Source organism: Nisaea sediminum, assembly GCF_014904705.1.
GTDB lineage: Bacteria > Pseudomonadota > Alphaproteobacteria > Thalassobaculales > Thalassobaculaceae > Nisaea > Nisaea sediminum.
This window is the reverse complement of the sequence record NZ_JACZCQ010000003.1, coordinates 330921-355605: the sequence shown is the minus strand read 5'-3', so window position 1 is coordinate 355605 and position 24685 is coordinate 330921. Positions and strand designations below refer to the sequence as shown.

24 protein-coding genes and 1 pseudogene are annotated in these 24685 nt (G+C 63.5%); 14 read left to right on the top strand and 11 right to left on the bottom strand.

All coding sequences use genetic code 11. From position 1 onward, the window contains the following. Positions 1-7 precede the first annotated feature (7 nt). Positions 8-856 (bottom strand): c-type cytochrome, encoded by an 849-nt coding sequence (locus IG122_RS06745; protein WP_193181763.1) that lies wholly within the window; start codon positions 854-856, stop codon positions 8-10. A gap of 211 nt (positions 857-1067) precedes the next feature. Here IG122_RS06745 and IG122_RS06740 point away from each other — a divergent pair, with 211 nt between their 5' ends. The 4 genes from IG122_RS06740 (at position 1068) to IG122_RS06725 (ending at position 4976) form a co-directional block, all read left to right on the top strand. Further along, entirely contained in the window at positions 1068-2459 is a 1392-nt protein-coding gene (locus IG122_RS06740) for a class II 3-deoxy-7-phosphoheptulonate synthase (RefSeq protein WP_193181762.1), read from the top strand. 26 nt (positions 2460-2485) lie between these two features. After that, positions 2486-3685, top strand: coding sequence for a nicotinate phosphoribosyltransferase (locus IG122_RS06735; RefSeq protein WP_193181761.1), 1200 nt, complete (start codon positions 2486-2488; stop codon positions 3683-3685). After that, the gene (locus IG122_RS06730; RefSeq protein ID WP_319024831.1) at positions 3675-4400 is read left to right on the top strand and encodes a glutamine amidotransferase-related protein; all 726 of its coding nucleotides are present in this window, start codon (positions 3675-3677) and stop codon (positions 4398-4400) included. The genes IG122_RS06735 and IG122_RS06730 overlap by 11 nt, the downstream gene beginning before the upstream one ends. 105 nt (positions 4401-4505) lie before the next feature. Further along, complete coding sequence (locus IG122_RS06725; protein ID WP_193181759.1) at positions 4506-4976, top strand: hypothetical protein; 471 nt, start codon at positions 4506-4508, stop codon at positions 4974-4976. 56 nt (positions 4977-5032) lie between these two features. Here IG122_RS06725 and IG122_RS06720 read toward each other — a convergent pair whose 3' ends face one another. From IG122_RS06720 to IG122_RS06705, 4 genes are all read right to left on the bottom strand, one after another. Beyond that, entirely contained in the window at positions 5033-6622 is a 1590-nt protein-coding gene (locus IG122_RS06720) for an ABC transporter substrate-binding protein (protein WP_193181758.1), read from the bottom strand. Between the two features lie 72 nt (positions 6623-6694). Continuing rightward, the gene (locus IG122_RS06715) at positions 6695-7603 is read right to left on the bottom strand and encodes an ABC transporter permease (RefSeq protein ID WP_193181756.1); all 909 of its coding nucleotides are present in this window, start codon (positions 7601-7603) and stop codon (positions 6695-6697) included. Beyond that, the gene (locus tag IG122_RS06710; protein WP_193181754.1) at positions 7600-8541 is read right to left on the bottom strand and encodes an ABC transporter permease; all 942 of its coding nucleotides are present in this window, start codon (positions 8539-8541) and stop codon (positions 7600-7602) included. Before IG122_RS06710 ends, IG122_RS06715 begins: the two co-directional genes overlap by 4 nt. A 239-nt stretch (positions 8542-8780) precedes the next feature. After that, positions 8781-9068, bottom strand: a complete 288-nt coding sequence (locus IG122_RS06705) for a DUF1330 domain-containing protein (protein WP_193181752.1) — start codon at positions 9066-9068, stop codon at positions 8781-8783. Between the two features lie 125 nt (positions 9069-9193). Here IG122_RS06705 and IG122_RS06700 point away from each other — a divergent pair, with 125 nt between their 5' ends. Continuing rightward, positions 9194-9517: a hypothetical protein gene (locus IG122_RS06700; protein WP_193181749.1), complete on the top strand. Its 324-nt coding sequence runs from the start codon at positions 9194-9196 to the stop codon at positions 9515-9517. Between the two features lie 54 nt (positions 9518-9571). Here IG122_RS06700 and IG122_RS06695 read toward each other — a convergent pair whose 3' ends face one another. Then, positions 9572-10132, bottom strand: coding sequence for a class I SAM-dependent methyltransferase (locus IG122_RS06695; RefSeq protein ID WP_193181747.1), 561 nt, complete (start codon positions 10130-10132; stop codon positions 9572-9574). 218 nt (positions 10133-10350) lie between these two features. On the opposite strand from IG122_RS06695, the gene IG122_RS06690 reads away from it, so the two are divergent. The 3 genes from IG122_RS06690 (at position 10351) to cysS (ending at position 14937) form a co-directional block, all read left to right on the top strand. Then, positions 10351-12045: an NAD+ synthase gene (locus IG122_RS06690; RefSeq protein ID WP_193181745.1), complete on the top strand. Its 1695-nt coding sequence runs from the start codon at positions 10351-10353 to the stop codon at positions 12043-12045. Continuing rightward, positions 12042-13391 (top strand): glutamate--tRNA ligase, encoded by a 1350-nt coding sequence (gene gltX / locus IG122_RS06685; RefSeq protein WP_193181743.1) that lies wholly within the window; start codon positions 12042-12044, stop codon positions 13389-13391. Before IG122_RS06690 ends, gltX begins: the two co-directional genes overlap by 4 nt. A 154-nt stretch (positions 13392-13545) precedes the next feature. Further along, on the top strand, positions 13546-14937 hold the full coding sequence (gene cysS / locus IG122_RS06680; protein ID WP_193181741.1) for a cysteine--tRNA ligase: 1392 nt from the start codon (positions 13546-13548) through the stop codon (positions 14935-14937). Here cysS and IG122_RS06675 read toward each other — a convergent pair. Then, positions 14934-15563, bottom strand: coding sequence for a PAS domain-containing protein (locus IG122_RS06675; protein ID WP_193181734.1), 630 nt, complete (start codon positions 15561-15563; stop codon positions 14934-14936). The genes cysS and IG122_RS06675 overlap by 4 nt on opposite strands. Positions 15564-15789: 226 nt before the next feature. Here IG122_RS06675 and cimA point away from each other — a divergent pair, with 226 nt between their 5' ends. Further along, a complete protein-coding gene (cimA, locus tag IG122_RS06670; protein ID WP_193181732.1) occupies positions 15790-17403 on the top strand; it encodes a citramalate synthase in 1614 nt (537 codons plus the stop codon). 3 nt (positions 17404-17406) lie between these two features. After that, positions 17407-18183 (top strand): RNA methyltransferase, encoded by a 777-nt coding sequence (locus IG122_RS06665; RefSeq protein WP_193181730.1) that lies wholly within the window; start codon positions 17407-17409, stop codon positions 18181-18183. A gap of 3 nt (positions 18184-18186) precedes the next feature. On the opposite strand, the gene IG122_RS06660 is transcribed toward IG122_RS06665, so the two are convergent. Next, the gene (locus tag IG122_RS06660; RefSeq protein WP_193181728.1) at positions 18187-18912 is read right to left on the bottom strand and encodes a TerC family protein; all 726 of its coding nucleotides are present in this window, start codon (positions 18910-18912) and stop codon (positions 18187-18189) included. A 253-nt stretch (positions 18913-19165) separates the two neighbouring features. Here IG122_RS06660 and rpsD point away from each other — a divergent pair. Beyond that, positions 19166-19777: pseudogene (gene rpsD / locus IG122_RS06655) on the top strand (30S ribosomal protein S4); the annotation flags it as partial. A gap of 210 nt (positions 19778-19987) precedes the next feature. Here rpsD and msrA read toward each other — a convergent pair. After that, positions 19988-20527 (bottom strand): peptide-methionine (S)-S-oxide reductase MsrA, encoded by a 540-nt coding sequence (gene msrA, locus IG122_RS06650; protein WP_193181717.1) that lies wholly within the window; start codon positions 20525-20527, stop codon positions 19988-19990. 211 nt (positions 20528-20738) lie between these two features. Between msrA and IG122_RS06645 the strand changes: the two genes are divergently transcribed. From IG122_RS06645 to IG122_RS06635, 3 genes are all read left to right on the top strand, one after another. After that, positions 20739-21950, top strand: a complete 1212-nt coding sequence (locus IG122_RS06645; RefSeq protein ID WP_193181715.1) for an argininosuccinate synthase — start codon at positions 20739-20741, stop codon at positions 21948-21950. Between the two features lie 146 nt (positions 21951-22096). Next, complete coding sequence (locus IG122_RS06640; RefSeq protein WP_319024830.1) at positions 22097-23083, top strand: pseudouridine-5'-phosphate glycosidase; 987 nt, start codon at positions 22097-22099, stop codon at positions 23081-23083. 83 nt (positions 23084-23166) lie between these two features. Next, positions 23167-23394, top strand: coding sequence for a hypothetical protein (locus IG122_RS06635; protein WP_193181713.1), 228 nt, complete (start codon positions 23167-23169; stop codon positions 23392-23394). Here the strand turns inward: IG122_RS06635 and IG122_RS06630 are convergent. Next, a complete protein-coding gene (locus IG122_RS06630) occupies positions 23379-23912 on the bottom strand; it encodes an AAA family ATPase (RefSeq protein ID WP_193181711.1) in 534 nt (177 codons plus the stop codon). The genes IG122_RS06635 and IG122_RS06630 overlap by 16 nt on opposite strands. A gap of 10 nt (positions 23913-23922) precedes the next feature. Next, on the bottom strand, positions 23923-24618 hold the full coding sequence (locus tag IG122_RS06625) for an NnrU family protein (protein ID WP_193181708.1): 696 nt from the start codon (positions 24616-24618) through the stop codon (positions 23923-23925). Positions 24619-24685: the final 67 nt, after the last annotated feature.

Below are 24685 nucleotides of genomic sequence, written 5' to 3'. Positions count from 1 at the left end.
AGAGCGCTTAGCCGCCGTTCGGCTTAGGTTTCAGCGTCCGGATGAAGGCAACGAGTGCCGCCATGTCCCGGTCGTTGATCGAGGCATAGTAATGCACACCCATCGGCGGGAATATGCGGGAGCCGTCGGGCCGGACGCCGGTCCGGATCACGGTCGCGAGCTCGGCATCGCTGTAATCCGCGACGCGCCCATCGGGATGCGGCGTGATGTTGCTTGCGACGGAGATTCCCCACGGACCTTCGAACTTCAGTCCTCCGGCGCCAGTCTGGCTATCGTAATCGAACCGTCCGGCGACCATGGGCGTGTGGCATTCGAGGCAATGCCCTGCCGGGCCGGCGAGATAGGCCCCGTAATCGATGATGTTCTCGGGGCGCGGTTCCGGAACCTCGGCGACAGGAGGGCCGTAGGCCGGCGGCAGCGGGATGCGGTATTCGGATTTCGGCACCGCGTTCGAGACCGCCGGGACCTGCATGACGTAGGTCGCGATCGCTTCGACGTCCCTGTCGGACAGATGGCGGTACATGGAGAACGGCATCGGCGGGCCGATCAGGCTGCCGTCCGGGCGGATACCCTCGCGGATCGCGCGGATGAGCTCCGCCTTGCTCCAGTTCCCGATCCCGGTTGCCTTGTCCGGCGTGATGTTGGGTGCGAATGCGGTGAATTCGGGCATGTCCGCGATGATCGTTCCGGCAAACTCCCGCCCCGGCGCCGGTCCCCCGGGTGTCTGGGGCGTATGGCAGTTGCCGCAGGCGACGATGCCGTTCACGAGATAGGTGCCGCGTTCCAGGAGCGTTTCGGCGACCGAATGGCTGACCGTTGCAGCCAGAATGACCGCCGCCAGGAGCAGGGTATGCATTTCAGGCGTTCCACCTAAATTTTTTGTTTTTACTTACCGACCGACGATAGAGGGGCGCGTGAACGGCGTCCAACGGGATCTGTGGTAATAAAAGAGCAGTTTCGGTGCATACCGGAGAAGCTGGTATTTGCGGAACTGCACTGTTACAAAACTCCTCCGCAAGCGCCGGAAACGGCGGGAAGCGGTCGATTCGATCAACGGGAGAAGAGCTATGGCCGGCACATGGAGCCCCGATAGCTGGCGCGGCAAACCGATCAAGCAGGTTCCTGCCTATCCGGACGCGGACCGTCTGGCGGCGGTCGAGAAGGAACTCAGCGGGTATCCGACGCTCGTTTTTGCGGGCGAGGCACAGCGCCTGAAGGCGTCGCTGGGCAAGGTCGCGCGCGGCGAGGCTTTTCTGCTGCAGGGCGGCGATTGCGCCGAGAGCTTTGCCGAATTTTCCCCGAACAACATCCGCGACACGTTCCGCGTGCTGCTGCAGATGGCGGTGGTGCTGACTTTCGGCGCGGCCATGCCGATCGTGAAGGTCGGCCGTCTCGCCGGCCAGTTCGCGAAGCCGCGTTCCTCGGACACCGAGACCATCGGCGGTGTCGAACTGCCGAGCTATCGCGGCGACATGGTCAACGCGATCGAGTTCAACGAAGGCTCGCGCATTCCCGATCCGGACCGGCTGCTCAAGGTCTATAACCAGTCGGCCTCGACCCTGAACCTGCTGCGCGCCTTCGCACAGGGCGGTTTCGCAAATCTCGAGCAGATCCATCGCTGGACCCTCGGCTTCGTCCAGAAATCCCCGCAGGGCGAGCGCTTCGAGAATCTGGTGCAGCGCATCGACGAGGCGCTCGAATTCATGCGCGCCTGCGGCATTACGCCGGAGAACAACCAGCAGCTCCGCGAGACCGAGTTCTATACCAGCCACGAAGCCCTGCTGCTTGGCTACGAGCAGGCCATGACCCGGAAGGACACCATCACCGGCGAGGGCGGATGGTACAGCACCTCGGCGCATATGCTCTGGGTCGGCGACCGGACCCGGCAGGCGGACGGCGCGCATATCGAATATCTGCGCGGCATCCAGAATCCGATCGGCATGAAGTGCGGTCCGAGCCTCGATACCGACGACATGCTGCGTCTGATCGACATCCTCAATCCGAAGAATGAGGCGGGGCGCCTGACCCTGATCGTGCGCGTCGGTGCAGGCGAGGTCGACAAGCATCTGCCGCGCTTCATCCGTGCCGTGCAGAAGGAAGGCAAGAACGTCGTCTGGTCCTGCGATCCGATGCATGGCAACACGATCAAGGCGTCCAGCGGCTACAAGACGCGCCCGTTCGACCGCATCCTCTCGGAGGTCCGGGAATTCTTCGACGTGCACCAGGCCGAAGGCACCCATGCCGGGGGCGTGCATTTCGAACTGACCGGGCAGGACGTGACCGAATGCATCGGCGGCGCACAGGCGATCACCGACGAGGCGCTTGCGGACCGCTACCACACCCATTGCGATCCGCGCCTGAATGCCAGCCAATCGCTGGAGCTTGCTTTCCTGATCGCCGATATGATGAAGAAGAGCAGGGCCAGCGATGCGGCCGGCTCCATTGCGGCGGCGTCCTGAGCGGACTCTGACTTGGGGAGTGAGCCATGGACGGCTCCGAAGGAATTGCGTCGCTGCAGCCGGATGAGGCGCCGCGCACGGTAAGTCATCCGGCGGAGAGCGATCTGCCGCGCTTCGTCGACAAGTACTTCCTGCGGACCAAGGACGTGGTCGCGAAATTCGGCGATGTGGACGTCACCTACGCGGTTTTCATGCGCCGCCCGGTGACCTCCGCGCCGCGTCTTGCCATGCAATGGCTCGAGCGGATGGCGAGGGCGCGGAAGGTCGAGATCCGGGTGGATCTCCGGCAGAAGGAAGGCTCCTGGGTCGGTGCCGGCGAGCCGATCATGTATGTCTCCGGCTCGCTCTATCACCTGATCGATCTCGAGACGCAGTTTCTGCAGAAGCTCGGGGCGTGCTGCGTCGCCGCCTACAATGCCTATGTGATGTGCGCGGAAATGCAGAAGACGGCCTTTCTCGCCATGGATGCCAGGCACTGCGCCGGGACCGAGATGGCGGAGATGATGGCCTATGGCGCCAGCGTCGGCTCCGCCAAGGCGCAGCGCAAGCTGGGGGCTGTCGGCTTCATCGGGAACGCCTCCGACGAGACCGCGCATTTCTTCAACCGGGACCGCGGCTACGGCACCATGCCGCACGCCCTGATCGGTTATGCCGGCTCGACGGTGCGCGCGGCGGAGATGTTTCACGAGGTCCATCCGGCAGAGAACCTGACGGTGCTCGTCGACTATTTCGGCCAGGAAATCACCGACGCGCTTGCGGTCTGCCGCCGCTTTCCGGAGCTCGCGGCCGAGGGACGCGTCGCCGTCCGGCTCGACACCCATGGCGGGCGCTATGTCGAGGGCATGGATATCGGTATGTCCTACGAAGTGTTGGACCGCAATGCTCCGCAGGCAATCCGAGGATACCGCTCCGACAAGGAGTTGAGCTACCTGATCGGCACCGGTGTTTCCGCCGCCGCGATCTGGCACATGCGCGAGCGGCTCGACCGGGCCGGGTTCAAGGCGGTCAAGATCGTCGCCTCCAGCGGCTTCTCGCCGGAGAAATGCCGCGTGATGGCGCTCGCCAACGCGCCGATTGATATTATCGGGACGGGCTCCTATCTCCCTGAGAAATGGAGCGAGACCTACGCGACCGCAGATATCGTCAAGTATGGCGACGAGGAACGTGTTAAGGTCGGACGCGAGTTTCTGCTGGAAAAGACCCGAACAGACCATCGTGAAGCCTAAAGTCCTCATCGTTGTTCATCAGAAGACTTCTGTCCCGGGGCATGTTGGGGTGCTGCTCGAAGAGCGTGGCTATGCGCTCGACCGGCGCTGCCCCTGCATCGGCGACGATTTGCCGGAGCATCTCGACGATCACGCCGGCGTGGTGGTGTTCGGTGGTCCGATGAGCGCCAACGACGATCACCTCGACGGTATCCGGGCCGAGCTGGATTTCATGGATGTCGTGCTCCGCGAGGAGAAGCCGTTTTTCGGGATCTGCCTGGGCGGCCAGCTGCTCGCCCGCGCGCTCGGCGCTCGGGTCTATCTGCATGACCAGGGCCATGTCGAGGTCGGTTACACCAAGGTGCGCCCGACCGAGGAAGGTCGCCCGTACTTTGCCCATTCGGAACACTTCTACCAGTGGCACAAGGAAGGCTTCGACCTGCCGGACGGGGCGCGGTTGCTGGCGGAAGGCGAACGTTTTCCGAACCAGGCCTATCTCTTTGGAGAAAACAAGCTCGGCATCCAGTTCCATCCCGAAATAACGCTGGAAATGATCCAGCGCTGGACCGCCGGTGCGGCGCATCGCATGGAACTGCCTGGCGCGCAGCCCAAGGAAGCGCACCTGAAAGGCTTCGAGTTGTTCGGCGCGGCCATCGACAAATGGGGCCGGGCGACGCTGGACTGGCTCGGCATGCGGGGCACCGGGAACGTGGCCATGATGGATGCTGCGGACTGACGCAGTGTCACTCCCCGTCAACTACGCAGCCGGCGCGAAAGCCGGCAGTCGCGGGCGTGAGGCGTCCGGGACCGGCTATCCCTTGAGGCAACTGGAACCTGAGCTATGACTCCCACGAGAGCGGCAGCTTTTCCCGCGCCGTCTGATCTTTCCGACGATCAGCTTCTTGCAAAACTGCTGGAGCTCCAGCAACGCACGCGCGTGATGCTCATGCAGTACCAGATCCGGAATGGCTCTTTCAGTGTGATGGCCCGCCAGGCCCGCAAGTCGATCTCCAACACGGAGGTGCTGTCCGAGCTGTTCGAGCTGTTCATCAATCTGCAGGAATTCGCAAGTGTGGCGAAGCAGCGGAAAGTGCTCGACGAAGCGTCGATGACCCGGTCCGGCGAACAGTCCTCGACCGGAGCGGCGGCGACGTCGCGGCGGCATCGGGGAGGCGCGGACGATCCCGAGAAAGCTGCTGTTCCGGAAAACCGGCCGGCGCCTGCGGCGCCGAGCGAGCCGGATGACACTGTACGTGGCGACGAGATCGACGCGAAGGTATCCGATGATTTCTTCAGGAACCTCGACAAGTAATCAAAAGAGCACGGGGCCGGATTGACCGGCCCCGTGTCTGAGATGTTTCGCGGGATCTACTTCAGCTCGAGATTGAGCCCCTTGTAGAGACCCGCGCCGTAGATGCCGTGCGCCTCGATCGGCTTCATGCGCGGACCTGCGGCGACGAACATCGGCTCGTGCACGATCGGAATCCAGACCACGGCGTCGTGGACCTTCTTCTCCACCTTTGAATAGGCGGCGGCACGGTCGGCGTCGGTGAGCGCGCCGCGGCCTTCCTTCAGCCACTGGTCGGTTTCGGCGTCGTCCCAGTTCATCCGGTTCGGCGTCGGCATGTTGGCGGACGGGAAGTAGAGGTTCAGGGCATCACCCGCTGAGACGTAGGGATAGGACATCGTGTAGAGGTCGAAATCCTGGGTCTTGAGCTTGCCCCAGACGACGGTCGCGTCGAAGACTTCGACCTTGAGGTCGACGCCCACCTTACGCAGGTCGCCCTGGACCGCTTCCATGACCGGGCGCCAGATGTTGGTGAAGCTGTAGGCCACCAGTTCGAGCTTCTTGCCGTCCTTGTGTCGGAATTTGTCGTCGCCCATCTTCCAGCCGGCGGCGTCGAGGATCGACCCGGCCTTCTCGGGATCGTAGCCGAACAAGCTCGCATCGACAGCCTTCGGATCGTAATCGAGCGTACCGGAATGGACGTAGGCATAGGCCGGCTCGGCCTTGCCGAAGAACGGACCCTCGGCCAGAGCCTTCTGGTCGACCGCGAGGTTGATTGCCTTGCGGACCTCGATGTCGTTCACGATGTCACGGGTGATCTTGAAACCGACATAATAGGTCCAGAAGTAGAACGGCGGCGAGGTGACCGCGATCTGCGGGTTGGCCTGCAGCTGGTCGATCGCCCAGTAAGGCAGGTACTGCGTCGCGTCGCCCTGGCCGGTCTGGATCCCGGCGACCCGGTTGTTGTCTTCCGGAATGATCTTCCAGACGACCTCGTCGACTTTGGCCGGACCCTTGTTCTCGTAGAAGTCCGGGCCCCAAGTGTAACCCTCGTGCTTCTTCAGCACGAGCTGGTTGCGCGGCTCCCAGCTCTCGAAGCAGTAGGGGCCGGTGCCGTCGAAGCCCTTCACACCGAAATCGTCGCCCAGCTTATCCACGTCCTCGACATTGAGGATCGTGTGGAAATGCTGCGTCATTTGATAGAGCAGCTCGGAATAGGGCTGCGTCAGTTCGTACTCGACCGTGTAGTCGTCGACCGCGCGGACTTCCTTCACGTCGCCCATGCGGTTCTTCACGACGCCCTTCGGGTGTGCGATCCAGCGATCGATCGTCGCCTTGACGTCTTTGGCGGTCAGCTTCTTGCCGCTGCAGAAACTGACGTCGTCACGCAGCTTGAAGGTGTAGAGCAGACCGTCCGGGGACACCGTCCAGGACTTCGCCAGCAGCGGGCTGATCGTCTTCATGTCCGGGCCGAGCGCGACCAGGGTGTCGCCCATCATGAACATCACTTCCGCGGTCGCGCGCGAAGTGGAGGTGTGGGGGTCGTATCGGTCGGTGTCGATGGTCCGGAGCACGCTGACGGACGTCTCCGCGACCGCGGGAGCCGCCAGCGGCAGGGCCGCGGTCAGGGCGATTGCCCCCGCCCGCAGCAACAACTTGCTGAGTTCCATGTGTAAGCCTCCTTTTTTATCGGAGTGCCGGGCGGCACTCCTTTCCGGCCCAGGACGGACCCGAGCGCGTTCCTACTGGCGCAGCCGCGGGTCCAGAACGTCCCGCAGGGCATCGCCCAAAACGTTGAAACACAGCACGATCAGGAAGATCACCAGGCTGGGGATCGTCGATACGTGAGGTGCGAAGAAGAGGAAGTTCCGGCCTTCGGAGGCCATGGTTCCGAGTTCGGCGGTCGGAGGCTGGGCGCCGAGGCCGATGAAGCTGAGAGCTGCACCGAGCAGGATCGTCTGGCCGAGCTGCAGGGTCAGGTAGACGAAGATCGTCGAGGCGCTGTTCGGCAGCAGGTGCAGCCAGATGATGCGCGCGTCGCTCATGCCGACCGCGCGGCTCGCGGTGATGTATTCCATCTGCATCTGGACCATGGCGGCTCCGCGTGTGATCCGGGCGATCGTCGGAACGGCCGAAACCGTGAGCGCGACGGTGATCGAGAAGATGCCGGCGCCGAGAACGGCGGCGATGGCGAGGCCGAAGAGGATCGACGGGAAGGAAAGCAGGATGTCGACAATGCGCATCACCGGCCCTTCGAGCCATTTGTAGTAGGCCGCCATCAGCCCCATGAAAGACCCGATGATCCCCCCGGCCAGAACCGCCATCACCCCCATCATCAGGGTCGTGCGGGTGCCGTAGAGCAGGCGGCTGACGATGTCCCGACCGAGCCCGTCGGTGCCGAGCAGATGCTCCGGAAGAGCGGCGTCGGCCCAGGCCGGAGGTTTCAGCATGTTGCGCAGATTGTTGTCATAGGGGTCGTGCGGTGCAATCAACGGCGCCGCGAGCGCGAGCGTGACGATGATGGCGAGGATCACGAAGGAGACCACGGCCCCCTTGTCCCGCATCAATTTCCGCAGGGCGGTCCGCCGTGCGGTCACGGCGGTGGCCGGTGCCTCGTCGATCGGGTTCATGGAAACGTGAATCTCGGTCATGACACCCTCAGGCGCGGGTCGAGCACGGCATAGAGCAGGTCGACGATGATATTGACGATGATGAAGGACAGCGCGAGCACCAGGATCGCTCCCTGGCTGAGGGCGTAGTCGGCCGAGACGATGGCGCCTACCGCCAGCCGTCCGACCCCGGGCCAGGCGAACATGGTCTCGGTCACCACGGCACCGCCGAGCAGGAAGCCGATCTGCAGGCCTATCAGCGTCACCACCGGGATCAGAGAATTGCGCAGCGCGTGCTTGAGCACGATGACCCGCTCCGAAACGCCCTTGGCACGGGCGGTGCGGACGAAGTCACTGCTCAGCACCTCGAGCAGGGAGGTTCGTGTCATGCGCGCGACAGGGCCGACAAAGACGCCGCCGAGCGTGATCGCCGGCAGGATGATGTGCCGAAGCCCCTCGATCGTCCAGACCGGCCCGGCCCGGCCCTGGAACGGCAGGATCTGCCATTTGAAGCCGACATACTGGATCAGCATCAGGCCGAACCAGAAGATCGGCATCGAGACGCCGGCGACCGAGGCGGCCATGATGATCCGGTCCGAGGCCTTGCCGCGCCGGACGGCGGCCAGCGTGCCGAATAGAATACCGAGCGGTATCGCCCAGATCAGGCTGGCGCACATCAGTTCGATCGTCGGGCCGATGGTGTTCGCCAGTTCGTCTACGACCGAGCTGTTGGAGATGAGGGAGCGCCCGAGATCGCCTTGCAGGACGCGGCCGAGATAGATCCCGAACTGGACGATGACGGGCTCGTTCAGCCCCATCGACTCGCGGATTGCCTCGATGTCGGCGGCGCTCGCGGTCGGTCCCGCGAGCACGGTTGCGGGATCGGTGGGAACGATCTGCATCAGCATGAAGCCGATGAAGAGCACCCCGAGCAAGACGGGAATGGAGACGAGCAGGCGTTTGATGGCGTGTCTGAGCATGGTGTCGCGATCTGGGGTCGCAGGAAGGAGTATGTTGCAACGCAACACATGTGCCACCCGACGCGTCGGGGAGAGGGATCCGCGGGAGTATGCGGATTATCGGGCAAGACACGTCGTGCAGCGCGAAGGAGAGAGGTCAGTCGGGCTTCGGGCGATGCCGAAAAAATAGGCGAGTGGTGGATTGTGGCGCACAAAATTGCGTCAGGAAAGCTTCCTGTGCGCCGGTGGTCGGTGTGAGGTTAGACGCCTTCGACCAGGACGACATTGCCTTTCGACGCAGCCTGCCGCATGGCTTTGGGCTTTTCGTAGTCTGAAGAATGGTACCATTCGCGCGCTTTGTCGAAGCTCTCGAAATGCAGCACGACGGTGCGTGGATTGCTGCTGCCTTCGAGCTGTTCCTGTTTGCCGCCGCGGACCAGATACTCGCCGCCAAACTTGGCGATCGTGGCGGGGACCAGCTTGCGGTATTCCTCGAACGCGGCGGCATCGGAGACGTCGATCTGCGCGATGATGTATCCGGCCGGCATGGTGTCCTCCCGTTCCGTTTGTCTCGTTGAACGCACTGTAGCTGCATCTGTCCGCCTGTTGCCAATCAAGGAGGCGAATGCTTCAGTTCCGCTTCCGCATCAGTCATTGGACGAGGGAGGTCGAGATGAGTGCTGGCGAAGGAGAGATCCTGCTGACCGTGTTCCTGAAGCATCAGAAGGACAAGAATCTTCAGGAAATCAATGCGAAGCTGGAAAAGACCGAGTTCTGGAAGATGTTTCCGCCGGAGGGGATCGAGGTGGTGAACTGGTACGTGATGATGGGCATCGGTCAGGTCGCGATCCTGAAAGTTCCCGGGCACCGCTTGCGCGAGGTCAATCTCGCGATCGAGAAGAGTGCCTGGGGCGCGTTCGATACGGAGTTCTACCCGACCTACGACTTCATGCCGGTGCTGAAGAGCATCAAGGCGCAGCACGGCATCGAGATGTGAGTTGGCGGACGCAGTCTGCCGGAAGACTGCGGAGCGACGAACGTTGTCGCGGGATCAGGGTTTCCGGGCCTTGAGCGTGAAGCCTACTTCGGTGACGACGTTCCACTGTTTTTTTGCAATTTCCCGCAGCTCCGCGCGGGTCACTTCGCCGTCGATGAGCTTCTTCGTCCAAAGATCGTCGTAGGTTTGTGTAACGCTCAGGAGTTCGAAATCGACTTTGAGCATCGCGGCCAGCATGGTGACGTTGGAGCCTGTTTTCATCCATTGACGGTTCTTATCCATGTCCAGCATTTCGAAAGTTCTCTTTGTGAACGTCCGGACATGGGTCGGGTCGGAGTAATAGTTCTGGTGCATGTAGTGTGGAACGGCGACCTTGAAGATGCCGCCGTCGGCGAGAACGCGATATATCTCTTTGATGATATTGAAAAAAACGTTCTTGTCCGCGCCCAGATGCTCAAGCACGTGAGTTGCTACGATTTCGGTAATGGAATCTGCCTCGAACGGCCAAGGGGTCTTTTCGAGATCATGCAGGATGTCCGGATTGCAGTCTGGAAAGGCATCCACGTTGACATACCCGTCCATTTTTCTGAATCCGCAGCCAATATTGAGCTTCATAGAACGTCCCGGAGGTTTCCCGAAGAGGTTCCGAAACCTGAAATGGAGAATTCTCGGTTCCGGAAGTGGCGGTTTACCTAACATGCCTCTCATGTTTCTGCACCTGTCACGGCGGAAGGATCCATGTCCAGTTCCGCGCAGGTCCGGTAGTGGCGGGGCGGACGGATGGCGCATATTTCCGTTTGTGAGCCTGTCCGCAGCGCGCTAAGAGAAGCGTCATGACCGACACTCTTACGATTGCGTTGGCCCAGCTGAACCCGACCGTCGGGGACTTCCAGGGCAATCTTGACCGCCTTCGCGAGGCCCGCGCGTTCGCTGCGGGCGAAAGCGCCGACCTGTTGCTGACCAGCGAGCTCTATGTCTGCGGCTATCCGCCCGAAGACCTGGTGCTGAAACCGATGTTCATCGACAGTGTCCGGGCGGCCGTTCACGCTTTCGCGAAAGAGACGGCGGACGGAGGCCCGGCGGTTTTGCTCGGTGCGCCGTGGCGCGGCGAGGATGGGCGCGTCTATAACGCGATTCTGCTGATCGAGGACGGCGCGGTGACGGCCGAGCGCTACAAGGTCGACCTGCCGAATTACGGCGTTTTCGACGAGAAGCGCGTCTTCGCGGCGGGCGAGATGCCCGGACCGATCGCTTTCAAGGGTGTCAGGATCGGCATTCCGATCTGCGAGGATATCTGGACTCCGGACGTGGTCGAGTGCGTCGCCGAGACCGGCGGCGAGATCCTGCTGGTGCCGAACGGCTCGCCCTTCGAACTCGGCAAGACGGACCAGCGTCAGCAGCTCGGGGTTGCGCGTGTGGTCGAGAGCGGATTGCCGCTGGTCTATCTGAACCAGCTCGGCGGTCAGGACGAGCTTGTCTTCGACGGTGCCTCGTTCGTGCTGAACGCGGACCGTTCGCTGGCCTGGCAATTCCCGGCCTGGCAGGAGAAGGTCGCGATTACCCATTGGAGCAAGGGAGCCGACGGCTGGGTCTGTGCGCCGGGTGAGACGGTACCGGTCGAGACCGGCGAGGCCTCGCTCTATCAGGCGCTGATCTGCGGTGTCAGGGACTATGTGAACAAGAACGGCTTCAAGGGCGTGCTGATCGGCATGTCGGGCGGGATCGATTCCGCGCTGAGTGCCGCCGTCGCGACCGATGCCCTCGGTCCGGACCGGGTCCATTGCGTGATGATGCCGTCCCCCTACACCAGCCGGGAAAGCCTTGAGGACGCTGCGGAAGCCTCGCGTCTGCTCGGCGTTAAGCTGGACGAAATCAATATCGGCCCCGCCATGGGGGCCTTCTCCGAGATGCTGGCGCCGTTCTTCGAGGGCACCAACAGCGACATCACCGAGGAAAACATCCAGTCGCGCTCGCGCGGGATGACCCTGATGGCGCTTTCCAACAAGTTCGGCTACATGGTGCTCTCGACCGGAAACAAGTCTGAGATGTCCGTCGGATACGCCACGCTCTACGGTGACATGTGCGGCGGCTACAATGTGCTGAAGGACGTCTACAAGATGTCCGTCTTCGCGCTCTGCCGCTGGCGCAACGAGAACAAGCCCGCAGGCGCGCTCGGCCCGGACGGCGCCGTGATGCCGGAGCGGATCATCACCAAGCCGCCGTCGGCGGAACTCCGTCCCGACCAGAAGGACGAGGACTCGCTGCCGCCCTATCCGGTGCTGGACGCGATCCTGGAAGAGCTGATCGAGAACGAGACGTCGATCTCCGGTATCGTGGACATGGGCTACGAGCCGGAGACGGTGCTGAAGGTCTGGCGCCTGCTAGATAGAGCCGAATACAAGCGCCGTCAGGCGCCTCCCGGCGTGAAGGTCACGCTGAAGGCGTTCGGCCGTGACCGCCGCTATCCGCTCACCAACGCGTTTCTCGGCGCCTATTCGGCGTCGCCGTCCTCCAAGGCAGCAGAATGACCATCTCAAAAGAAGTCGTCGTCCGGTTCGCGCCAAGTCCGACCGGACGGCTGCATGTCGGTAATACGCGGACGGCTTTGGTCAACTGGCTCTACGCCCAGAAGCTCGGCGGAACCTTTCTGCTGCGCATGGACGATACCGACGATGAGCGGTCGACCGAGGCCTTCGCCGAAGGCATCAAGGAGGACCTGACCTGGCTCGGGCTTACCTGGGACCGGTTTGCGCGCCAGTCGGATCGGCTCGCGCACTATGACGCGGCCGTCGAGAAGCTGAAGGCGGCGGGACGGCTCTATCCCTGCTACGAGACACAGGACGAGCTCGGTCTGAAGCGAAAGGCGCAGCTCTCCGCCGGACGGCCGCCGGTCTACGATCGCGCGGCGCTGAAGCTGACGGACGCAGAGAAGGCGGAGAAGGAAGCCGCCGGGATCACGCCGCACTGGCGCTTCCTGCTGCTGCACGAGGAAGAACGCTGGACCGATCTGGTGCGCGGCGAGTCCCGCTATCATATGGCAAGCCTCAGCGATCCGGTGCTGCTGCGCGCCGACGGAAGGCCGATCTATACGCTCGCCTCGGTCGTCGACGATATCGAACTCGGTGTCACCCATATCCTGCGCGGCGAGGATCATCTGACCAACTCGGCGGCGCAGATCCAACTCTTCAAGGCGCTCGGCGCGGAGCCACCCGAGATGGGGCATCTCTCGTTGCTGACCGACGCCGAAGGGCAGGGGCTATCGAAACGTCTCGGCTCGCTCAGCCTTGAGCAGCTCCGCGAGGATGGGCTCGAGGCGATGGCCATCAACACGCTGCTCGCCAAGCTCGGGACCTCCGACCCGGTCGAGCCGCGCCAGCGGATCGGCCAGCTTGTCAAGGAATTCGACATCTCCAAGTTCTCCCGCGCGACGCCGCGCTTCGATCCGGCGGAACTGAAAGCGCTGAACGCGAAGATCCTGCATGAAACCGATTATACGGTCGTAGCCGAGCGGCTCCTGGGGCTCGGCATCGGTGGAGGCGCGCCGTTCTGGATGGCGGTGCGCGGCAATCTCGAGAAGCTCGCGGACGCGAAGCTCTGGTGGCAGGTCTGCAGCGCGGAGATCGATCCGCTGATCGAGGATGCGGACTATACCGCCGCCGCCGCGGCGCAGCTGCCGGACACGCCTTGGGACAAGGATACCTGGAGCGCCTGGGCCGACGCGGTGAAGACGGAGACCGGGCGCAAGGGCAAGCAGCTCTTCATGCCGCTGCGCGAGGCCGTGACGGGGCAAAGCCGTGGACCGGACATGGCCGACCTGTTACCCTTGATCCCGCGTGAGAAAGTGCTCGCGCGGCTCAAGGGGCATCGCGCCTAAGGAAAAAGAGACAAGATGTTTTCGCGCAAGCTGCAGGACGTGATCTCTGTTCCGGCCTTCCTCGCCGGCGATCTCTGTCGCGCCTAGGCGATCCGCCGCGTCGGCGGCTCACTTCGAACATTTCTCTATTCCACGCGAACCGAAAGTCTGCGCGATGTCCGCCACGACCCTGAAATTCCAGAACACGCTCACCCGCGAGAAGGAAGTCTTCTCGCCGATCGATCCGTCGAATGTCCGCATCTATGCGTGCGGCCCGACCGTTTACGACTATGCCCATATCGGAAATGCCCGCCCGGTGGTCGCCTTCGACGTGCTCTTCCGCCTGCTGCGACTGGTCTACGGTCCGGACCATGTGACCTATGTCCGCAACATCACGGACATCGACGACAAGATCAACGCGCGGGCGAAAGAGAGCGGGATCACCATCCGCGAGCTGACCGACGGGACGGCGGAAATCTACCGCGCCGACATGGCGGCGCTCGGCGCTCTGCCGCCGAGCGAGGAGCCGCGGGCGACCGAGCATGTCGACGGCATGATCGCCATGATCGAGAGCCTGATCCAGAAGGGCCATGCCTATGAGGCGGAGGGTCATGTTCTGTTCAGCGTGCCCTCGATGCCGAACTATGGGGGCCTCTCGCGCCGCAACAGGGACGAGCTCGTTGCGGGAGCCCGCGTCGAGGTCGCACCCTACAAGCGCGATCCGGCCGATTTCGTGCTCTGGAAGCCGTCCGACGCGGAGACGCCGGGCTGGGAGAGCCCGTGGGGCTTCGGCCGTCCGGGTTGGCATATCGAATGCTCCGCCATGAGCGCGCGCTATCTGGGCGAGGAGTTCGACATCCATGCGGGCGGGCTCGACCTGATCTTCCCGCACCATGAGAACGAGATCGCCCAGAGCTGCTGCGCCCACGGCACCGAGAAGATGGCACGGACCTGGCTGCATAACGGCTTCGTCACGGTCGAGGGCGAGAAGATGTCGAAGTCCCTCGGGAACTTCTACACCGTCCACGATCTGCTCGAGGAATGGCAGGGCGAGACCATCCGCTTCCACCTGCTCTCGACCCATTATCGTGCGCCGCTGGACTTTTCCAAGGATGGGCTGAAGGAAGCCAAGGCCGCGCTCGACCGGTTCTACCTCGTGCTGCGCGACGCCGGTGACGATCTGCCGGAAGCGAAGCCGGATGCCGAGCTCATCGCCGCGCTGGCGGACGATCTGAACACGCCGCTTGCAATCGCCCGGCTGCATGCGCTGGCAACCGAGGCGAACAAGGCGACGGATCCGAATAAGAAAGCCTCCCTGCAGGCCAGCCTGAAAGCCTCCGGTGCTCTGATGGGGCTCTTCGGCAGTGATCCGGAAGCGTGGTTCAAATGGACGGCGGGCAGCGAGGGCGGTCTCGGCGACGCGGAGATCGACGATCTGGTCGAGCGCCGTCTGGCTGCGCGCAAGGCGAAGGATTTCGCAGAAGCGGATCGGATCCGCGACGAACTTTCCGCTGCCGGGATCGTGCTGGAGGACGGGGCAGGCGGAACGGCCTGGCGGCGGGCTTAGGAGGCGGGGCCGCTATAGGCGCTGTTGAACGGGATCTCCGTCGGCACCATGCTGACCAGGAGACGCCTGACGGTCTTTTCCCCGTCGACCAGCGGCAGGATCAGGCGCGACCACCGGTCCCAGCGCTCGATGATGTCGGGGTCTTTCCGCCGGCGCAGGTCGTGCTCGGTATAGACCGTGATGTTGTTCCGTGCGGCCGCCTGATATTGCGGCCGCACGTTCCGGGTGGATTCCGTGTTGAGCTGGGTACTGGTCCGGCCGGTCAGATCGGATCCGTAGGTATCGACGACCTGTGAGCCGTAGAGACGGTACCGGTAGGATTCGTATTTGTCCGTCGGCTCGAGAACGACGATGGAGCCGAGGGCCGACTTCACGTCGATCGGATCGAAGAGCGTGAACAGGACACCGTCGAGGTCATCTCTGTAGTTTCGATTGAACCACTCTATCAGACAGCGGTGCTGCATATGGATGAAGCGGTTGCTGTCTAGTTCCGAGTTGCGGAAGCCGAAAATCGCATAATTTCGCAGGCTGTATTGCTGCGGGTCCGGGATGAGTTTCTGGACCGCGGGATCTCCCTCCGGCACTGACGCGTAGATAAACTTGCTCTGTTTGGGCGGAAGGCTCATCGGGGCTTTGGCAATACGCAGGTCGATCGGCAGGATTGCGGCTGGAGACTATAATAAAGCCAACCTGAGGTGAATTCAGGTATTTGCAACTCTGGTGTCCGAATTTGGAGCACCCGGCCGCAAATCACGTTGCCCGAATTCCATCGGCACGGTCGGTCTGCCTATTGCCTTTGTCTCTGGCGCCTGCGCGGTGCTAAAACACCGCCTCGCAGTGAAGGAACGGGCAATGACGGACAACCGCGTCTATCTTTTCGATACCACTCTCCGGGACGGTCAGCAGACCCGCGGCGTCGATTTCACGCCGGCGGACAAGATCGCCATCGCGCGCGCGCTCGACGAGATCGGGATTGATTACGTGGAAGGCGGCTGGCCCGGCGCCAATCCAACGGACGACCGCTTCTTTTCCGAGCCGCCGAAACTCAAACGCGCCAAGTTGGTCGCCTTCGGCATGACGCGCCGGCCCGGACGCAGCGCCGAGAATGACCCGGGGCTTGCCGGTGTGCTCGACTCCAAGGCGGCAGCCACCTGTCTCGTCGGCAAGACCTGGGACTTTCATGTCGATGTCGCGCTCGAGATCGACCGCGACGAAAACGTGCAGATGATCCGCGACAGCATGAAGCTCTCCGCCAAGCGCGGGTTCGAGCCGATGTTCGATTGCGAGCATTTCTTCGACGGCTACAAGGCGAACCCGGACTATGCGCTTGCCTGCGCGAAGGCGGCCTATGAGTCCGGTGCGCGCTGGGTGGTGCTTTGCGACACCAACGGCGGAGCCCTGCCGCATGAGGTGGAGCGGATCGTCGGCGAGGTGGTGAAGGTGGTGCCGGGCGACCATGTCGGCATCCACACTCATAACGACACGGAGAACGCGGTCGCCAACACGCTGGCCGCCGTCCGCGCCGGCGCGCGCCAGGTGCAGGGCACGATCAACGGCCTCGGCGAGCGCTGCGGCAACGCGAACATCGTCACCCTGACCGCGATCCTCAGCCTCAAGATGGGATACGAGACGGGGGTCGGCGAGAAAGGCATGAAGCAGCTGAAGAAGCTCTCGCGCATGCTGGACGACCGTCTCAACCGGGCGCCGAACCCGCATGCGGCCTTTGTCGGCGACGCGGCATTCGCCCACAAGGGCGGCCTGCATGTTTCGGCGGTCCAGAAGGATCCGAAGACCTACGAGCATGTCGACCCGGAGCTCGTCGGCAACCAACGCCACATTCTGGTGTCCGACCAGGCGGGCCGCTCGAATATCCTCGCCCGGTTCGCCGAGATCGGTGTCGAGATCGATCCGAAGCATCCGAAGATCCAGCGACTCGTCGACGATGTGAAGGAGAAGGAATTCCTCGGTTATTCCTATGATACCGCCGAGGCAAGTTTCGAGCTGCTCGCCCGCCGCACCATCGAGTCCGTGCCGGAATACTTTAACATCGAGCGCTTCCGGGTGATGGACGAGCGCCGCTTCAACGCGCGCGGTCAGCTCGTCATCGAGTCCGAAGCGACGGCGACGGTCGTGGTCGCCGGTCAGCGCCTGCACGAGGTCGCGGTCGGCAACGGCCCGGTCAACGCGCTCGACCTTGCGATCCGCAAGGCGCTCAGCACCGCCTATCCGAACATCGATGATGTCAAACTGATGGATTACAAGGTCCGGATCCTGCCGCCGCCGCCGAACAGCGACGGAACCGACGCTGTGACAAGGGTGATGATCGAGAGTGCGGGCCCGGACGGAACCATGTGGCGCACGGTCGGGGTCTCCGCCAACATCATCGACGCCTCGATCATGGCGCTCTCAGACAGTCTGACCTACTGCCTGCTGAAAGCGGGCACCAAGGCGAAGGTCGACGCCTGAGCCATGGCGGGAACGGATAAAAGCAAGGCCGCCGCGCAACCTGGCGGGTCGGCGCCCGTCGTCATTCTGGTGCGTCCGCAACTCGGCGAGAATATCGGTGCCTGCGCGCGTGCCATGCTGAATTGCGCGCTCGGTGAAATGCGCCTCGTGGCGCCGCGCGACGGCTGGCCCAATCCGGCGGCCGAGGCGATGGCCTCGGGCGCCGTCTCGGTGCTCGAGAACGCCAAGGTCTTCGAGACGACGCAGGACGCTATCGCCGATCTCAACCTCGTGCTGGCGACCACAGCACGCAGCCGGGACCAGGTGAAGGACGCCTATGTCCCGCGCGAGGCGGCCTCCGTTATGAAGGCGCATCTTGCGGCAGGTCATCGCGGCGGGATCCTGTTCGGGCCGGAGCGGGCGGGGCTGGAGAACGACGAGGTCGCGCTTGCCGACGCCATCGTCCACGTGCCGCTGAACCCCGCCTTCGCCTCGCTCAATCTTGCGCAGGCGGTTCTGCTTCTGGGGTATGAATGGTATCAGGCAGGCGATGCCACGCCGGAGCAGAGCCTGAGCGGCAGCGGCGAGCCGGCCAGCGTCAAGGACCGCGAGTATTTCCTCTCCCGCCTCGAACGCGAACTCCAGGACGGCGGCTTCCTCTATCCGGACCATCTCGCGCCGACGATCAAGCGCAACCTGCGTAATTTCTTCAACCGCGCGCGCATGACCGATCAGGACGTGCGCACCCTCCACGGCGTGGTAAGCGCTCTGTTGGACAAAAACGGGCGCAGCGACGGCTGAGACCTACGCCGCCTCGCGTGCCTTCTTCTTGCGGTTGGTGGCGACCAGGTTCAGCACCTCCACGGCGGCCGAGAAGAACACCGCGAAATAGATGTAGCCGCGCGGGATGTGGAAATGCAGCCCGTCGGCCACCAGCGCCACGCCGACCAGCATCAGGAAGCTGAGCGCCAGCATCTTCGTCGTCGGGTGCTGCTCGATGAAGCGTGCGATGGGCCCAGAGGCGGCGATCATGACGATCATGGCGATCACCACGGCGGCGATCATGATCCCGAGATCCTCCACCATGCCGACGGCGGTGATCACGCTGTCGATGGAGAAGACAAGGTCGAGCACGATGATCTGCCCGATCACCGCGGCGAAGGTGGCCCCGGCCTTCGCCTTCGTGCCCTCGTGGTCGCCCTCGACCGAGTTGTGGATCTCGTGCGTGCCCTTGTAGAGCAGGAAAAGGCCGCCCAGCAGGAGGATCAGGTCGCGCCAGGAGAGCGTGTAGCCGAGAATTTCGGCGAGCGGCGCGGTCAGTCCGACGATCCAGGCGAGGGCGGAGAGCATTGCCAGCCGCAGGATCAGGGCGAGCCCGAGCCCGACCCGGCGGGCCATCGGTCGCTGCACTTCGGGCAGGCTCTCGGCGACGATGGAGACGAAAATGATATTGTCGATCCCGAGGATGATCTCGAGCGCGGTGAGGGTGGCGAGGCTCGCCCAGAGTGTCGGGTCCAGGATCCAGTCCATCCGTATGCTCCTCGCGCTCGGCAGGGTCGGTCGATACCGTCTGTAACGGCCGGTGTTCTATCCGGTTCCGGTGCAATTTGCATCGCTTTGCCGGAACGGCGCCGCACAGCTTGACTTCGCATCTTCGATCCGTATAGTGCGCGCCTCAATTCCCGAGAACGCGGGGCAGGCGGATCAGCCTCCTGTCCCCGGCCAGGGCCGCAAGGCCGGACGCCCTATCGGGACAATGTAAAGAAGTCGAAGGAGATGGGTTATGGGCAAGCGCCTTAGCTCCAAACATAAAATTGACCGGCGCCTTGGCGTCAACCTCTGGGGCCGTGCGAAGTCCCCGTTCAACGATCGTGAATATGGCCCGGGCCAGCACGGTCAGCGCCGCCGCAAGCCGTCCGACTACGGCATTCAGCTCATGGCGAAGCAGAAGCTGAAGGGCTATTACGGCAATATCGGCGAGAAGCAGTTCCGCAAGTATTACGCCGAAGCGGTCCGTCGCCGCGGCGACACCGGCGAGAACCTCGTCGGCATTCTCGAGTGCCGTCTGGACGCGGTCGTCTATCGCATGAAGTTCGTCCCGACCGTCTTCGCCGCGCGCCAGGTTGTCAGCCACAACCACGTGCTGGTGAACGGCAAGCGCGTCAACATTCCGTCCTACATGGTCAAGGAAGGCGATGTGGTCGAGCTGAAGGAAAAGTCCCGCGCGTTGCCGATGGTGCTCGAAGCCGCCGCCTCCAACGAGCGCGACATTCCGGACTACATGGATGTCGACCTCGACAAGAAGCGCGGCACCTTCACCCGCACCCCGAAGCTGGAAGACGTCCCGTCCCCGGTCCAGATGGAACCGAACCTCGTGGTCGAATTCTACCCCCGCTACTCGGGGGTCAAACAGTTACGGAAAAGGCCGCCCCTCGGAGCGTCCTTTTTTGATTCTGACCTTATTCCGTCATCCCGGCCGCAGAGCCGGGACATTAGTGGCGCAAATCCCGATCCGTCATCCCGATGAAAATCGGGATCCACTCGTGACGCTTAGGCAGTGGATCCCGACGTGCGTCGGGATGACGACCTGAGCGGGCAGGGAGTATTATTCCCCCGCAGCCACGCTCGGCGCGCGCTTCGGCAGTACCCAGTTCGGGCGCGGGAAGTGGCAGGTGTAGCCGTGCGGGATGCGCTGCAGGTAGTCCTGATGCACCGGCTCGGCCTCCCAGAAGGGGCCCGCCTTGGTCACTTCCGTCACCACCTTGCCGGGCCAGATGCCGGAGGCGTCCACGTCGGCGATGGTGTCCTCGGCGACGCGCTTCTGCTCGTCCGTCAGATAAAAGATCGCTGAGCGGTATTGCGGGCCGCGGTCGTTGCCCTGTCGGTCGACGGTGCTCGGATCGTGGATCTGGAAGAACAGCTCGAGGATCGCGCGGTAGCTGGTCTTCGACGGATCGAACTTGATCTCGATCGCTTCCGCGTGGCCGCTGCGGCCGGTCTTCAGATGCTCGTAGGTCGGGTTCTCGACCGTGCCGCCGGTATAGCCGACGCGGGTATCGGTGACGCCGGGATGCTTGCGGATCAGGTCCTGCATGCCCCAGAAACAGCCGCCGGCGAGGATCGCGGTTTCGGTTGCGCTGCTCATCGTTCGGGCTCCCTTGGTCAATGGTGAAGGCTCATACGATCATATAGGGCGCCCGGCCCGCACGATAAGTCACAAAGTCGCGGGCAAGGTCCCTTGCCGAAAATGACAGTTTCCCTATACTCCGGCGCCGTCGGGCCCGCCGCCGTTTGCGAAGGTCCGGATCCGTTGTTCACCGGGCCTTCCGGGGCCTCCTAGCGTCTAAGGCGATTACATGTCCGAGAGCGTCAAGAAAGTCGTGCTGGCCTATTCCGGCGGCCTCGATACCTCCGTCATCCTGCGCTGGCTGCAGGACACCTACAATTGCGAGGTGGTGACCTTCACCGCCGATCTCGGGCAGGGCGAGGATGTCGAGCCGGCGCGCGAGAAGGCGAAGATGCTCGGCATCAAGGAAGTCTATGTCGAGGATCTGCGCGAGGAATTCGTGCGCGACTACGTCTTCCCGATGTTCCGCGCCAACGCGCTCTATGAGGGCTGCTACCTGCTCGGCACCTCGATCGCCCGGCCGCTGATCTCCAAGCGCCAGATCGAGATCGCCAAGGAGACCGGCGCCGACGCCGTGTCCCACGGCGCGACCGGCAAGGGCAACGACCAGGTCCGCTTCGAGCTCAGCTACTACGCGCTGCAGCCGGACATCAAGATCATCGCTCCCTGGCGCGAATGGGACCTGACCTCGCGCACCCGTCTGATCGAGTTCGCCGAGAAGCACCAGATTCCGATCGCCAAGGACAAGCGCGGCGAGGCGCCGTTCTCGGTCGACGCGAACCTGCTGCACTCCTCCTCCGAGGGCAAGGTGCTGGAGGATCCGTGGGACGCGCCGGAGGAATACGTCTTCCAGCGCACGGTCTCGCCGGAGCAGGCGCCGGACAAGGCGACCGTGATCGAGGTGGATTTCGAGCATGGCGATCCCGTCGCGATCGACGGCGTGCGTCTCAGCCCGGCCAGTCTGTTAACGAAGCTGAACGAACTCGGCGCCGCGAACGGCATCGGCCGTCTCGACCTGGTGGAGAACCGTTTCGTCGGCATGAAGAACCGCGGCGTCTACGAGACCCCGGGCGGGACCATCATGCACCACGCGCACCGCGCGATGGAGAGCCTGACGCTCGACCGCGGCATGGCGCACCTGAAGGACGAGATGATGCCGCGCTATGCGGAGCTCATCTATAACGGCTTCTGGTTCTCCCCGGAGCGCGAGATGATGCAGCAGGCGATCGACTTCAGCCAGCGCAACGTCACCGGCACCGTGCGCATGAAGCTCTACAAGGGCAACGTCACCTGCACCGGCCGCAAGGCGGAGCGCAGCCTCTATTCCGAGGACATCGTCACCTTCGAGGAAGGCTCCGGCACCTACGACCACAAGGACGCCGCCGGATTCATCAAGCTGAACGCGCTGCGCCTGCGCCTCAACAAGATGCTGCAGGGGTAAGAACACCTCAATCGTCATCCCGATGAAAATCGGGATCCACTGGTGACGGTTCTGGAGTGGATCCCGACGTCCGTCGGGATGACGGTGAGGGACAGGTTGACTCACACTATTCCCATGATCGTCATCCCGGCCGCAGAGCCGGGACCTTGTCGAACATTTGGTTCTGCTCCAAGCTTCGCAAGGTCCCGGATCAGGTGCGGGATGACGAGAGAGTTGGGAACGCGATGACCCATCTGGTCTTTTCGGACGAAGTACGGACGGCCCTCGACGAGGGCCGACCAGTCGTCGCACTTGAATCCACCATCCTGACGCACGGCCTACCCAGGCCCGACAATCTCGCCATCGGTCGCGAGATCGAGGAGGAGGTCCGCGCGGCCGGCGCCATACCGGCGACCGTTGCCGTGCTCGGGGGCGAGGTTCGCATCGGCCTCTCGACAGCTGATCTGGCCGGGCTCTGCGCCTCCGAAGAAACGATCAAGCTCTCCCGCCGCGATCTCGGTATTGCCGTCGCCAAAGGCTGGACCGGCGGGACGACCGTCGCCGCCACCATGATCCTCGCCGAGCGCGCCGGGATCGAGGTCTTCGCGACCGGCGGGATCGGCGGCGTCCATCGCGGGGCCGAGCTCGATTTCGACATCTCCGCCGATCTCGAGGAGCTGGCGCGCACGCCTGTGATGGTGGTCTCCGCGGGAGCGAAATCGATCCTCGACCTGCCGAAGACGTTGGAAGTGCTGGAGACCAAGGGCGTACCGGTGATCGGCTACCGCACCGACGAGTTTCCCGCGTTCTTCTGCCGGCAAAGCGGTCTCAAGGTGCCGCTCCGCCTCGACAGTGCTGCCGAGATCGCCGCGTGCTGGCGTGCCGGCCGGGGGCTCGAGCTCGAGAATGGCATGCTCGTGGCCAACCCGGTTCCGGAAGAGCATGCGTTGCCGCGGACGGAGATGGACCGGATCATCGAGGACGCGCTCTACGAGGCGAAGCGGACGGGGACGAGCGGCAAACAGGTGACGCCCTATCTGCTCTCCGAGATCCGCAACGCGACTGCCGGCGCCAGCCTCCGGACGAATATCGAGCTGGTGCGCGCCAATGCGCGGCTTGCCGCTGAAATCGCGGTTGCCCTGCGACAAAACTGATCTGCGTCACTATTGCGCATTGTTGCGCGCAAGTTGCGATGTCACTTCCGGTGTCTCGACACGACCGAAAGAGGACACTGACCTTGAGCAGACTTTTCTACGCCATTCCGCTGATCGGCTGGATCGCCCGCGACCTGAAGACCGGCGGGGTCTCCGCCTTCACCTATTTCCTAATCAATTGCGCCCTGCTCTGGATCGGCGCGATCGCGCTCTTCGGCTATCCGGCGATCATCCTGCCGGCACTCACCGTCGTGCCGCTGATGTTCGTGCTGCTGATCCTGCTGACCCGCGGCCGCTACGAAGTCGGCTGAGCGGTCCTGAGCCGTTCGATGAGTGTCTCCGCGCACGCGGCCGGCGTCGCGTCGGCCGTGTCGATCCGGACCGTGGCGCTGTCCCAGGGCTCGTAATGCCGATTGCGGACCGCCTCCCAGTCCGGGACGCCGCTCCCGTCATGGGCGCGCCAGCGCTCCTCGACCCGGCGCCTGTGGGTGTCCGGCGAGGAGCAGAAGATCTCGATCTCGATGAAGTCGGTATCCACCTGCTTGGCGACATCGCGCCAGGCTGAGCGGGTGATCTCGATCGGGTTGACGCTATCCGCGATGACGGAATGGCCGAGCCGGAGATTGTCCGCGGCGAGGGCATAGGCGATGCAGTAGCCGGAATCGCGCAGATCCCCGAGTTCGGGCCGGATCCGCCGGAGCGTGCCCTCAATGGTGTCGATACGGAGATATTGCGCCGGCATCCGCGCCGCGAGCTCGCGCCCGATGGAGCTCTTGCCGGTACCCGGCAGACCGCCGAGGATGACGAGGAACCCGGGGCTACCGCTCACGCTGCCAGTCTCACACCGGTACCGCGCTCACCCCGGCGATCCAGGGGTGGGCGCCGTGCAGGACGGCCCAGAGCAGAAGACCGCCGCCGAGCCGGAGCCAGCCGATCCCTTTCCAGTCGACCGCCGTCCTGCCGTCAAGCGCGGCACGGAAGGGGACGACCGAGGTGGAAAGCTCGAAAGGCGCCCATTTGGCGCCGTACTCCGCCCGCTTCTTGGCGTCGATTTTGATCATGCCGACGAAGGCCAGGACGGCGATGCCGCCGAACAGCATCATCGAGGCCGCGTCGCCGCGCACCGTCAAATGCGCCAGCGCCCAGAGGCCGATGCCCCACATCACCGGATGCCGGGTCACGGTGAGGATGCCGTGCACCAGATGCGGGTCGTCGAAATCTTCCTCGCGGACCATCGCCGTCGGGCTGAAGGGGTTATAGCCCGTGACCAGCAGGATGCAGGCGAAAGGCATCACGAGATTGGGAATCCAGCGGGTCCAGAGCGGCGGTTCCCAGACCGCCATGTAGGGAGCGGCGCCATAGGCCATCACCATCCAGACCATGGCGACGATCGAGGCGAGCGAGAAGACCGCGCGGAACCTCATGGCACCGAGCTGCTCGATCAGGGCGGCGCGGACGCTCGGCCAGCCGAGCAGGAAATGGCCGCCGACGAAGGCGACGACGGCCGCGAAAAGGGCATCCAGACTACCGGTCATATCGCTCCCCCAAGCGCAGTTCCCCGGGCGGCATCTCTTGTGGGTGGACGCGCGGCCGAATTCGGAT